This window comes from Enterobacter sp. N18-03635 (genome assembly GCF_004006055.1).
Classification (GTDB): Bacteria; Pseudomonadota; Gammaproteobacteria; order Enterobacterales; family Enterobacteriaceae; genus Enterobacter; species Enterobacter vonholyi.
This window is the reverse complement of record NZ_CP034769.1, coordinates 2,482,934-2,495,595: the sequence shown is the minus strand read 5'-3', so window position 1 is coordinate 2,495,595 and position 12,662 is coordinate 2,482,934. Positions and strand designations below refer to the sequence as shown.

At 52.3% G+C, this 12,662-nt stretch carries 11 protein-coding genes; 4 read left to right on the top strand and 7 right to left on the bottom strand.

What is annotated here, in order from left to right; all coding sequences use genetic code 11:
* Positions 1–34: 34 nt before the first annotated feature.
* Entirely contained in the window at positions 35–1,243 is a 1,209-nt protein-coding gene (locus ELK40_RS12630; protein WP_127731216.1) for an aldose 1-epimerase family protein, read from the bottom strand.
* Between the two features lie 275 nt (positions 1,244–1,518).
* Complete coding sequence (tpx, locus tag ELK40_RS12625; protein ID WP_127731214.1) at positions 1,519–2,025, bottom strand: thiol peroxidase; 507 nt, start codon at positions 2,023–2,025, stop codon at positions 1,519–1,521.
* A gap of 107 nt (positions 2,026–2,132) precedes the next feature.
* Here tpx and ycjG point away from each other — a divergent pair, with 107 nt between their 5' ends.
* On the top strand, positions 2,133–3,098 hold the full coding sequence (gene ycjG, locus ELK40_RS12620; RefSeq protein WP_127731212.1) for an L-Ala-D/L-Glu epimerase: 966 nt from the start codon (positions 2,133–2,135) through the stop codon (positions 3,096–3,098).
* Here the strand turns inward: ycjG and mpaA are convergent.
* Positions 3,089–3,802 (bottom strand): murein tripeptide amidase MpaA, encoded by a 714-nt coding sequence (gene mpaA / locus ELK40_RS12615; RefSeq protein WP_111965078.1) that lies wholly within the window; start codon positions 3,800–3,802, stop codon positions 3,089–3,091. The genes ycjG and mpaA overlap by 10 nt on opposite strands.
* A 185-nt stretch (positions 3,803–3,987) precedes the next feature.
* Here mpaA and ELK40_RS12610 point away from each other — a divergent pair, with 185 nt between their 5' ends.
* Together ELK40_RS12610 and ELK40_RS12605 are read left to right on the top strand one after the other, a co-directional pair.
* Positions 3,988–5,604 (top strand): peptide ABC transporter substrate-binding protein, encoded by a 1,617-nt coding sequence (locus tag ELK40_RS12610; RefSeq protein ID WP_115875332.1) that lies wholly within the window; start codon positions 3,988–3,990, stop codon positions 5,602–5,604.
* Positions 5,605–5,724: 120 nt separating this feature from the next.
* A complete protein-coding gene (locus tag ELK40_RS12605) occupies positions 5,725–6,471 on the top strand; it encodes a hypothetical protein (protein ID WP_127731210.1) in 747 nt (248 codons plus the stop codon).
* 107 nt (positions 6,472–6,578) lie between these two features.
* Here ELK40_RS12605 and ELK40_RS12600 read toward each other — a convergent pair whose 3' ends face one another.
* The 4 genes from ELK40_RS12600 to ELK40_RS12585 form a co-directional block, all read right to left on the bottom strand.
* The gene (locus tag ELK40_RS12600) at positions 6,579–7,142 is read right to left on the bottom strand and encodes a DJ-1/PfpI family protein (RefSeq protein WP_127732791.1); all 564 of its coding nucleotides are present in this window, start codon (positions 7,140–7,142) and stop codon (positions 6,579–6,581) included.
* A gap of 217 nt (positions 7,143–7,359) precedes the next feature.
* Positions 7,360–7,500, bottom strand: a complete 141-nt coding sequence (locus ELK40_RS22715) for an Ecr family regulatory small membrane protein (protein WP_143345725.1) — start codon at positions 7,498–7,500, stop codon at positions 7,360–7,362.
* A gap of 74 nt (positions 7,501–7,574) precedes the next feature.
* Positions 7,575–8,807 carry a sensor domain-containing diguanylate cyclase gene (locus ELK40_RS12590; protein WP_115875325.1) on the bottom strand — a complete coding sequence of 411 codons (1,233 nt, stop codon included), beginning with the start codon at positions 8,805–8,807 and terminating at the stop codon, positions 7,575–7,577.
* Between the two features lie 92 nt (positions 8,808–8,899).
* Positions 8,900–11,029 (bottom strand): bifunctional diguanylate cyclase/phosphodiesterase, encoded by a 2,130-nt coding sequence (locus tag ELK40_RS12585; RefSeq protein WP_127731208.1) that lies wholly within the window; start codon positions 11,027–11,029, stop codon positions 8,900–8,902.
* 457 nt (positions 11,030–11,486) lie between these two features.
* On the opposite strand from ELK40_RS12585, the gene ELK40_RS12580 reads away from it, so the two are divergent.
* Entirely contained in the window at positions 11,487–12,629 is a 1,143-nt protein-coding gene (locus tag ELK40_RS12580) for a methyl-accepting chemotaxis protein (protein ID WP_127731206.1), read from the top strand.
* Positions 12,630–12,662: the final 33 nt, after the last annotated feature.

The window sequence follows — 12,662 nt, the reverse complement described above, 5'->3', positions numbered from 1 at the left end:
AAAAGCCTCTGCAAAGAGGCTTTTTACTTTACGTTTATTCCTTCGCCATCGGCGTGTTAACGATTTCTGTTTTTGTCTCGCTCTGAATCGACGCAATCCTGCTTTCAACCTCTTTCACCTGCTGCGGGCTGTGGAGCAGGGTGTAGGTCAGATCAAACTGCGCGCTTGCACCGGGCTGCAGCTGCTTAACCCGCTTCTGCTCACGTTCAATCGTGACGGGGTAGGCGTAACTAGTGCCCGGTTCGATGCCCGTGACGTAGCCCTGCTTCAGCGTGTCGGTGTTTTTCCATAAGGTCAGCACGGGCAGCTGGCGGGTATCAAACTGGATTGACGCGCCTTTATCGCCGGCTTTATTGACCACTGCCGCAAGCGTTTCGTGGTTGTTGTCGGCGAGCGGCTGAATATTAAAGACCATCTCATCAAAGCCTTTTGTCGGCCCGGCGTAGGTTTGCCAGTCGTTTACGCCCGCTTTGGCGTAGTCATTGAATGGGCTCACGCTCGCCGCCGGCGCAAGGAAACGTGCGCCTTCTTCGAGGATCGGCGTGCCGAAGTTGCTGTGATAGATGATTTGATAATCATGAGGGTAATCGGCATGGTTTGTCAGAACATCGTGCAGACTGAACCGGTTGGTTCCGGGAACGTAGCGCAGCTCGGTCATGGTTTGCAGATCCGCTTTTTTAAACGTGCTCTCTTTGATTAAACCCCGAACGCGGATCTCATGCGGAGCGGTATCCGCCACCTCAACTTCCACCTGCGACACCGGTGTATTTCCGGCCCTGCCGTGAAGGGTGTAAATTTGCCCATCTGCGGTGACCGGATGACCTGTCCACTCGTAGCCACAGCGCACCATCATCTCGTTGAAACCATCCAGCCAGCCGAGACCGTTGCGGCTTTCAAGATTGATGTAAGCCGGGTTCACGACCTCTTTAACAGGAGAGTTCCAACCCAGTCGGGTGCCAAACCCTTCCACGTGCAGAAGGTTCATGCCACGGGTAGGGCTCAGGGTAATGGTCAGGCCATCTTTGCTGCTAATAATGATTACTTTACTGCCTTCCTGTTTACCGCCGTGCAAGACTTTTTGTTCAATGCTGAACGTTTTCTCCTTAACTTTCAGCTCATCACTGGAAATTTTCCAGTTTCCTTTTTCTACGCTGCTTTCAGCGCTTGTCAGCACCCAGGTTTTGGCCGCTGCATGGCCAGAAATCAGTACCGCCAGGAGCGTAAAAGCGAATTTAATCTTCATATTTAATCCTTTTTGCTGAAACGATTATTTTCTTTCGTAAGCAAATCTAATGTTTAGGCAAAAAGGGAAATGTGATGTGCTTCACTGCGGCCAAAAATAGGGAGTTTTAACGATTATTATGCGTTGTTGATCACGCTCATGTTACAAATTGCTCATGTTATTGCATGATTAATGCGACTTGCGAGCATTTTAGCTTTAACGATTCAGCTTTAAAGTAATAAAAAACCCCGCCGAAGCGAGGTTGAGAATAAGTTGTATAGAATGCTAAGGACTTATTATGCTTTCAGCACGTCCAGCGCGGCAGTGTAATCTGGCTCGGTGGTGATTTCGTTAACCAGTTCGCTGAAAACGACAGTGTCGTTTTCGTCCAGAACCAGTACAGCACGTGCTGCCAGACCTTTCAGTGGGCCTTCCGCAATGCTGACGCCGTATTTCTCGAGGAAATCTGCGCTGCGCAGGGTGGAGAGGGTGATGACGTTGCTCAGGCCTTCGGCACCGCAGAAACGGGACTGGGCAAACGGCAGGTCAGCGGAAATGCACAGCACCACGGTGTTGTCCATTTCAGTCGCCAGCTGGTTGAATTTACGCACGGATGCGGCACAAACACCGGTATCAATGCTTGGGAAAATGTTCAGTACTTTGCGTTTGCCCACAAACTGAGCCAGTGTGACGTCAGACAGATCTTTAGCCACCAGAGTAAAAGCCTGCGCTTTGCTGCCAGCCTGCGGAATGGAACCTGCAACAGCAACCGGGTTGCCCTGGAAATGAACGAGTTGTGACATAGATATCTTCCTGTTTACATATAGTTAACGTCGGGGCTAGTGTATGCCATCAGCGGATAACACGGCAAACCAAATTTTTCGCCTTTCCGGGCCGCAAGGAGTCAGTGATGAGAAGCGTTAAGGTCTATGAAGAAGCCTGGCCATTGCATACCCCGTTTGTGATCTCCCGCGGCAGCCGAAGTGAAGCCAGCGTGGTCGTGGTTGAAATCGAAGAAGAGGGGTTTAAAGGCGTCGGGGAATGTACGCCTTACCCGCGCTACGGAGAAAGCCTTGCGTCGGTGATGGCGCAGATCATGACCGTTGTGCCTGACCTGCAAAAAGGTCTCACGCGTGAGTCGTTACAGCAGCGTTTGCCCACCGGGGCGGCGCGTAACGCTATCGACTGTGCGCTCTGGAGCCTTGAAGCCGCTCAGCAGCAAAAATCGCTGACGTCCTTGCTGGGTGTGGTGCTGCCTGAGTCCGTCGTGACGGCGCAAACGGTCGTGATTGGTGAGCCGGAGCAGATGGCCGCCAGTGCGAAAGCGCTCTATGACGCCGGGGCCGCGCTCTTAAAAGTGAAGCTCGACGATCGTCTGATCAGCGAGCGGATGGTTGCCATTCGCTCTGCGGTGCCCTCAGCCACGCTGATTGTTGACGCCAACGAGTCGTGGCATCCTGAAGGGCTGGCAGCGCGATGCCAGCTGTTGGCCGATCTGGGCGTGGCGATGCTGGAACAGCCTCTGCCAGCAAAAGATGATGCGGCGCTGAAGAATTTTATCCATCCGTTGCCCGTCTGCGCGGATGAAAGCTGCCATACCCGCGAAAATTTGAGCGAGCTTAAGGGTCGCTATGACATGGTCAATATCAAGCTCGACAAGGCAGGCGGGCTGACAGAAGCCCTGGCACTGGCGGCGGACGCCAGGGCGCAGGGGTTTGCCCTTATGCTGGGGTGCATGCTTTGCACCTCCCGGGCGATCGGCGCGGCGCTGCCGCTGGTCAATCAGGTCCGTTTCGCCGATCTGGATGGTCCGACTTGGCTGGCGGTTGACGTTTCACCGGCGCTTCATTTTACCAGCGGCGTGCTTCATCTCTGAGGCTGCCAGCGCAGAAGCTCCACCATCGCTTTTAAGTATTTTTCGCTAGCTTCGTCGGAGGAAATCGGCGGGAATTCAGCTGTGATGCAGGGCAGGCTCAAATCGGCGCACCAGCTACCAAAGGAACCAGGGGTTTCATAGCCCACGCTGGTGACGAGCGGCAGGGCGAAAGCCTGCGCCAGCCACTCGCCCAGTTCAGAGTGGCGCGGATCTTCAATACAGGCCAGCGGATCGTGGAAGGAGACAACCCATGCTGGGTGGATTTTATGGATAAGCTGGCACAGCGCCTGCGTTTCCGGCTCCGAGCCGGGCTTATCTCCCGTTAGCAGCACCACGTCCCGCTCCTCGGCGGAGCTGTTCCAGCGATATACCGTTTCCCCTGCGCGCCAGTTTGCCGCCGGGAAATTACGGTTCAGGTCGATTCCTCTCGCATTCGCCCGCAATCCCAGCTGACAGCCGTCCGGATTGACGGCAAGAATCACATGGTGACGTCGCAACGAAGGCGTCAGCGTCCTCAGCGCGCAGGAAAGCGTGACGATGGAAGAGTTCTCGTCTCCGTGCGTGCCGGCAATGATCAAACCGCTGTTGCGATCGGCATCGGGCGCCGGGAACCAGATCAGCGATGCGCCTAAAAATGAGCGGCCATATTGCTCGGCGCCCGGCGGAAAGGCGCCGCGCTCCGCTCGCGGTCGGGTGGTTGCCATACGAAATCCTGATAAAGAAGTCTCTACAGGCAGTGTTGTGCAAAACCCGCTGTTAATCAAATAGTTTCCGTGACGGCTGAGAATTGCCTCAAATCACTATTCCGGACGAAGGTATTTGCATTTCTCTGTTTCGAAACAAATAATTACGCATCTGATTGTTACCTGAATTCATTAAAGGGGATCTTATGAAGCATCCTGTTTCGCGTCTCTGTGCTGCACTGTACCTGTGCGGACTCTCTACACTCTCGTACGCTGCTGATGTGCCACAGGGCACGGTACTGGCGCAAAAACAGGAGCTGGTCAGGCATATTAAAGACGAACCCGCTTCGCTCGATCCGGCAAAAGCGGTGGGATTACCCGAGATTCAGGTAATTCGCGATCTTTTCGAAGGGCTGGTGAATCAGAACGAGAAAGGGGAACTGACCCCAGGGGTAGCGACGCGCTGGCAGAGCAACGATAACCGTATCTGGACGTTCACCCTGCGCGATAACGCGAAATGGTCTGACGGTACGCCCGTCACCGCGCAGGATTTTGTCTACAGCTGGCAGCGTCTGGTTGACCCGAAAACCACGTCTCCGTTTGCCTGGTTTGCGGCGCTGGCAGGCATCAACAACGCGCAGGCCATTATTGATGGCAAAGCGGCGCCAGATACCCTGGGCGTGACGGCGGTGGATGCCAGAACCTTACGCGTCCAGCTGGACAAACCGCTCCCGTGGTTTAGCAACCTGACGGCGAACTTTGCCTTCTATCCGGTGCAAAAAGCGAACGTTGAAAGCGGTAAGGAGTGGACGCGTCCCGGCGCACTGGTAGGTAACGGCGCCTACGTCCTGAACGACCGCGTGGTGAATGAAAAACTGGTTGTCGTGCCGAACACCCATTACTGGGACAACGCGAAAACCGTCCTGCAAAAAGTGACCTTTATTCCTATTAACCAGGAATCGTCCGCCACTAAGCGCTATCTGGCCGGGGATATTGATATCACCGAATCGTTCCCGAAAAACATGTATCAGAAGCTCCTGAAGGACATTCCGGGACAGGTGTATACGCCGCCCCAGCTTGGGACCTATTACTACGCGTTTAACACACAAAAGGGGCCGACGGCCGATGCCCGGGTGCGTCTTGCGCTGAGCATGACTATCGATCGCCGCATTATGGCAGAGAAGGTGTTAGGTACCGGCGAGAAGCCGGCCTGGCATTTCACCCCTGACGTGACGGCGGGTTTCACCCCTGACCCTTCACCGTTCGAGCAGATGTCGCAGCAGGAGCTGAACGCTCAGGCGAAAACCTTGCTCCAGGCCGCAGGCTACGGTCCTCAGCGTCCGCTGAAGCTGAACCTGCTGTACAACACGTCGGAAAACCACCAGAAGATCGCCATTGCGGTGGCGTCCATGTGGAAGAAAAATCTCGGTGTGGATGTCAAACTGCAAAACCAGGAGTGGAAAACCTATATCGACAGCCGCAACACCGGCAATTTTGATGTGATCCGCGCGTCATGGGTAGGTGATTACAACGAGCCTTCGACCTTCCTGTCCCTGCTGACCTCAACCCACAGCGGCAATATCTCGCGTTATAACGATCCGGCCTACGATAAAATTATTCACCAGGCGACGCTGGAAACCACGGCGAAAGCGCGTAATACGGACTACAACATGGCGGAGAAAATCCTTATGGAGAAAGCACCTATCGCGCCAATTTATCAGTACACCAACGGTCGCCTGATTAAGCCCTGGGTGAAAGGATATCCGATTAATAACCCAGAAGACGTGGCGTATAGCCGGACCATGTATATTGAGAAGCACTGACGAGCCCGGATTATGCGGTAACTGTCGTTAATGAGAGTACATTAAGAACTGGCGCATTTAGCGCCAGTTTCTTTATTCCAGAAAAGATGTCTGTTTCACATATAATCGCAGGGATAAATTATGACGGAAGAAAAGAAAGATAAACCCTCTTTTCCGGCAGGCTTAGGTATTATGGATAAAATCTGGGAATGGCAGTGGATTATACGCTTCATCTATATTGTCCTTTTCGCCGATCTGGCGCTGCTGGCTTACAGCGGACAGGGGATTTTGACCTGGCCCGTACAGGCCATTAGCTGGACCGAACACCTTGGTTTCTTCTGCGTCGCACTGGCGGCTCTGGGGCTGATAGCCACAACCCTCATGCCCTTTGTCGCCAGTCTCTTCAGGCAAGTGCTGAATGAGATCATATACAGCAGCATCTTTCCGGATATTCTTCGCCCGCAGAGCGATTACGAGAGATACCCGGGTAAGGTACCCTCAAGAGAAGTCCTTGATTTAGCACTGGAAGAGAATAATCAGTTTTTACTTAATTACTATGAAAAACATGATTCCGCCTGGCGCAGTAAATTCACTGAAAGATTCAAAGTTGGCGATTTACTTTTTGGTATCCTGTTTTTCATGATACTTGATTACCATCCGCACTGGTTCAGTCACGCTCAGCATTCCTTAGCCAGCGATCTTTTTAATCTGGGTGGTGATGAGGGTTTTGTTATATTTTATATCGTCCTTATCATTGTATTTAGCGCCCTGATGAATGTCTGGTTCGGCAAATGGGACTGGGGAAATATTTATTATCCACCGCTGTATCGTAAAAAAGAAGAAGCTCGAAGAAAGGAGCGAGAGAGAGAAGCGCAATGGCGTCGCTAGAATGAATAAATAATTCCCTGCTAACCAGTGCTCCATACATACTATTTTTTTGGCTTCGTCTGAGATATCGCTCCCGCCCATGCGGAGCTGGCGGGAGCAGAGGTGGGCTATTCTAACAACTCACTAAACTTCGCCAGCCACTGCGGATGCGCAGGCCAGGCGGGAGCCGTCACCAGGTTGCCGTCTACATGGGCCTGATCGATGCCGATAGTGGCGTAGTGTCCACCCGCGAGACGTACTTCAGGTGCGCAGGCCGGGTAGGCGCTACAGGTTCGTCCTTTCAGAATGCCCGCGGCAGCAAGCAGCTGCGGGCCGTGGCACACCGCAGCAATCGGCTTACGCGCGGCGTCAAATGCCTGTACCAGCTTTAACACGTCCTCATTTAGCCGCAGATACTCGGGGGCTCTCCCGCCGGGGATGAGCAGCGCGTCGTAATCCTGCTCCTTTACGGTTGAAAAATCGGCGTTGAGGGTAAAGCGGTGACCGGGTTTTTCGCTGTAGGTCTGGGCACCGTCAAAATCATGGATTGCCGTCATGATGTAGTCGCCTTTCGGTTTGTCGGGGCAGACCGCATCAACCTGATGGCCAATCATCTGCAAAGCCTGAAAAGGCACCATGGTTTCGTAATCTTCGGCGTAATCGCCAACCAGCATCAGGATCTTCTTGCTCATCATTCCTCACCTTTTTCAATAAAGATGATTAAGATATAGCCTGGCATGGCTGAATTGCCGGAAATAAAAAAGCCCGTCAGAGCACGGGCAACATAAGCAAATGAATAAATGATTCGTTATCAACGTTGTTGGAGGATAACGCCGTATATTTTACGCGGCAGTAAGACAAGCAGATACCTGACATATTCGGTAGGTGAAACAAGCGATTAAACGTGCGTTACAGTGCGTCGAAGGTCGGGTAAAGGCTATTTTCAAGGAATTCTACGAGATACCAGATCTCACCGCTAAAAATAAACCAGAAGCCAAATATAATAAGGAGCAAAATAATAAAGGTGAGTATTATTTCAGTTTTTCCCATTGCTGCTTTTACCCACCTGAAGCTAATTGATTCGAGGTGGGCATTGTAGCGGGGCTTTTCCGGATACTCCAGTTTCATGCAGCAAGGACTTTATTGCGCCCGTCATTTTTAGCGCGATACAGGGCATCGTCCACACGCTTAAACAGCTCGTCAATACTCTCTCCCTGATTGTGCCGCGCCACCCCAATGCTGACGGTAAACCGCGGCAAGCCCGGAATCGTGATGCGTGCAACGGCTGCACGGATTAACTCGGCAATCTGCAGGGCGGTATCGAGAGAGGTACGCGGCAGCAGGATAACGAACTCTTCGCCACCCCAGCGGAACACCATGTCGCCCTCCCGACTACAGGCTTCCAGCGTTCGGGAAAGGGCGATAAGCACCTCATCGCCTTTCAGATGACCGAACAGGTCATTAATGTTTTTGAAATGGTCGGTATCCACCAGCAGCAGGCTAAATTGCTGCTGCGCAGGAAGTTTATTCCGGTTGCTTTGATCGGTAATTGCGTAGAACTGGCGCCGGTTGAGTAGTCCCGTCATGGAGTCACGTAACGCGGCATGTTCCAGCTCCTGCTCCAGCCTTTTTTGCTCGGTGATATCGTGGATGATGCACAGCATCAGCTTGTCGCCGTAAATCTCAATGGGCCCGGCATACGTCTGAACGTGGCGGGTGGTTCCATCGGCAAGGCGGTGAATAAAATTGAGCGGCTTATGACCACCGGGCAGCGCGGCAATCGCAGTCATAATGGGCATCACATCTCGCCCCAGCGTATTGATTTCCCAGGTATGCTTACTGCACATGTCATCATGTGAGTAACCATAAAAATTGAGTGCGGCCAGATTTGCATCGACAATTTGCCCGTCGCGGGCCGGATCGATTAACAGCATCGGGGCGCTGTTGGTCAGAAAAAAGCGCGCATAGAAACCCTGTTTTTTCCGTCGATAGGTGGCGGAACGGCTTGCCTTCAATCCTGAGAGCATTTGTTGGGAGATGCCTTCGAAAACAATCACATCTCCCCAGGGAGCGTAGTGGGCGAGCGAGAGCCGACAGCTTAACGGCGTGTCCTGTCCATCCCGGCTAGCCGTCCAGATTTCGACGATCTCCTGCTCTGTTTTCAGTTCAGGTACATACATCGTCAGGAGGGTTTGCGCCCTGGCAGAATAGATCCCTTTGCGCAGGTCCTCGAGGGTTTTATCCCCCATGAGCTGCCTTGCTGCCACATTCGCAAAAATGATCTTTTCCGACACGGGTGAAACGAGCCACACGGGTGTTTTAATTACATTCAACGCATCAAAACAAGGTTGCGACATAGGCGTTTCCTGTTCATCGACAACATGTGCCTGACAATCATGCCAGAATTGACTCGCGTGTACTCCTTTGAAACATACTCCACTTAACCCCGTCAGGCATGATTTTTTTGTGAAATAAATGCGGGGTCCGTTTGAATTTTATTAATGGGGATAATCTGTTTGTCTGAGTTTATCTGCAGCAGTAGCCACGGTACCTGTTCGGCAGGTAAGGGCCGGGAGAAAAGATACCCCTGCAGGTAATCGCAGCCGAGACGGGTGAGGACCGCCTGCTGTTCTTCCGTCTCGATCCCTTCTGCCACCACATTCATCTCCATGGTCCGGGCGATACTGATTATGGTCTCGACCAGCTTGTAGCTTTTTTCATTTCCCAGCATCGATGTGACAAAGCTTCTGTCGATCTTGAGTTCTTTTGCGGGAAGCACGCTAAGCATCAGCAGGTTGGAATAGCCCGTACCAAAATCATCAATCGAGACGACGATCCCCGCATGATTAAACGCGTTAAGCAACTCAATGCTGCGGTCGAGATTTTTAAGCGCGGTGCTTTCCGTTACCTCCAGGATCAGACGGGACGGAGGCAGGTTATATTTTTCCAGCATCGACGAGATGATCTGGAAAATGTCCGGCTGTTCGAACTGAACGGGGGATAGGTTGAGCGACAATGTCCACTGGCTGAACCCTTGTTCAGTCCAGAAATGAAGCTGTCGGCATGCCGCTTCAATGGCCCAGTTACCTACCGGAATAATTAAACCTGTTTGTTCCAGCGAGGGGATAAACAGATTGGGCAATACAACGCCTTGCTCTGGATGTCGCCAGCGCAGAAGGGCTTCAAAACCATGAATCGTTTTCTCTCCCGCATGCCAGGTTGGCTGATACCAGAGTTCAAACTGATCCCGTTCAAGCGCCTGCGAGAGTTCCTGCAGAAAGCCGGGGTTCGCCGGGATCGCTGTTGACATCTCGGCCCGGTAAATCGCCCAGCCGTTACGGCCATCTTCCTTGACGCGGTGTAAAGCTGCATCCGCCTTGAGTTTCAGCTCATGCAGCGTTTCGCCATCCTGAGGATAGAGGCTGACGCCCGCGCTGATGGTCGTGCTTAACGTATGCCCGCATATCGACAGAGGGCGTCGTACATCTTCGAGCAACGCGGTGAGCAGGGCGCTGAGCTTGTCGTCATCACATTCAGGCACCAGCAGGATAAAGGCGTCTCCTCCCAGTCTTGCCAGGGTCATCTCACGCGTGAGCCTTGCCGTGATGCGCTGGGCGACAGCGATCAATAACTCATCACCGACGCTGTGACCCCACGTATCGTTAACGCGTTTGAAGTGATCGACGTTCAGGAAAATAACCGCAAATGGCTTCTTGCTCAGCAGCGCGCTGCGCAGACAGTCCTGCATGCGGAGATCCATCTGGTGGCGGTTTGCGAGCCCGGTGAGTGCGTCAAAACGCGCCTGCAGCTCTAGCTGACGGTTGAGCTGCTGCAGATTATCCGTCAGCCGGCTGGTGCGCCGGTGAGAATCGATAAGTGAAATGATTAACATCACGCCGAGCAGGCAGAGCGTGGTGACTGAAACCCAGATGGATAAACCCAGCTCGCCGATCCCTCCGGGGACGGCATGCGCCATTTCCTGAAATTGCGCGGCGCTCATGCCGGTATAATGCATCGCACAAATCGCGGCAGCCATAACGAAGGCCGCGATAATTCGATCGATAAAGACGCATTTATGTTTATCGCGCAGTCGGAAAGCCAGCCACAGCGCCGTACCTGAGGCAACAACGGCAATGACCACGGATAACCCCACAATGCGTCGATCCCAGATGATGCTGCCATCCAGCATCAGGGCTGCCATACCGATATAGTGCATAGACACCACGCCAGCGCTCAGGAGCGTCGTGGCAAAGATCAGTCGAAAAGGGGAAAGTTTTTTACCCGTGACGGCAATATTAAGCGCCGTTGTCGACGCAATCACCGCGACGCCCAGTGACGCAAGGGTTAACCAGAGGTCGTAGCTCATCATCATGGGCATTTGCATCGACAGCATGCCGATAAAGTGCATCGACCAGATGCCAATACCCAGCGTGACCCCACCGGCAATCCGCCAGAAGAGTGCAGCCTTTCGGCTGGAGAGAGGGATCTTTCCGGCGCTGTCCAGCGCCACAAATGAGGCAATAAACGCCACCAGATAAGAGATAGCGATTAACACAGGGTCCCACGATATATTGAGCATTATGCAATCCCACGCCTGAGAGGGTTACCGATTTCGCCTGCCGGGTACATCTTTATCGGGCAACGAACATGCGCATTCAAACCATATTAGTTATTTATCGTGAATAATGACCAGTCATATTAATACTCTAAAACTCATCAAGAATATAAAATATATTCTTTTTGTTAATGTATTAAGCATTGCTAAACAAGAACGAATAACAGTAGCAAAGCTCCTTAAATATGAGTGCGATCGTATCGTCTCACCGCGGGCGATACTATCGCTTAACATGGCTGGAAACCAGTATTGCAGCATGCTGAGTAGAACATTTTTACTAATACGCTCTTTTAATCTGACTTAAGGTAAATCTCAGGATGCTAACGGCGAAACAAAAAACAAGCGTTGTTTGCGATGAAAAACTTCTGGGCCAATGCTATAAGTCTAAGTGCCGACTTAAATATAAAACGTGGGTATTATCATGCTAAAAAATATTAGTGTCAGGACCTTTATTATCGGGTTCCTTTTATCTCTTTTTTTGGTAAGTGCAGGTGTCGTTGTTCTATTTTCCAGCAATCCCTCTCTCTTTATTTCGCTTAATGCCATCAATTTCGTTGCACTATTTTTGCTCTGGGTCTACATGACGAAGTATCTTGTGACGCCGATCAATACGGTGAAGAAAAGTATTGAAGAGGTGACAGCAGGCAACCTTGGTGTATCTATCCCTGAATTTGGCAATAACTGTGCGGGCCGACTCATCCCCGGGATCAATAGCCTTTCCGGTAATATTGCGACGCTTGTACGTGAGATCAGGGCGTCATCGCAAACCGCCATGACCTTATCGGATCAACTCTCGCAACGTAGCGCTCAGCTTTCGGTGAAAACCGAGCAGCAGTCTGCATCATTAGTGCAAACCGCAGCCAGCATGGAGCAAATGGCCGCGAGCACCAAAAACAATGCCGATAACACGCGTCTGGCGAGCGAGCAGGCAAATGTGGCGACGCTGCAGGCGCGCAAAGGCGGTGAGCTGATGGGACAGGTCGCCAGCAATATGCAGTCCATTACCGAATGTGCGCAGCAGATGACGGAGATTATTTCGCTCATTGACGGTATTGCGTTCCAGACGAATATTCTTGCGCTCAACGCGGCCGTTGAGGCGGCAAGGGCGGGCGATCATGGCAAGGGTTTTTCTGTGGTCGCGGAAGAGGTAAGAAACCTGGCACACCGCAGCGCAGAGGCCGCGAAGAATATCAAAACGCTGATTGAAGTCACCAGCAGTAACGTCACGCAGGGAGCCAGCGTTGTGTCACAGGCAGAGAAAAATATGCATGAAATCGTAACGGGTTCGGGGAATGTCAGCCGCTTAATGGACGAAATTTCCGCGTCGACGTCAGAGCAGGAGAAAGGTATTTCTCAGATTACCCTGGCGCTATCTGAGCTGGAGCGGGTCACGCAAAGTAACGTGGCAATGGCAGAGGAACTCAATGGCTCTTCTGATGTACTGCGTAATCAGGTGATTGAGCTGCAGGCCAGAACGCGCAATTTCAGACTTGATCAGAACTCTTCTTCCTCATTACCTGGCGGCTCGCCATCCTTCCTCCACCGGCCAGAACACTCTCTCTGATTAAACCTCAAAGCCTGGCGTGCCAGGCTTTTT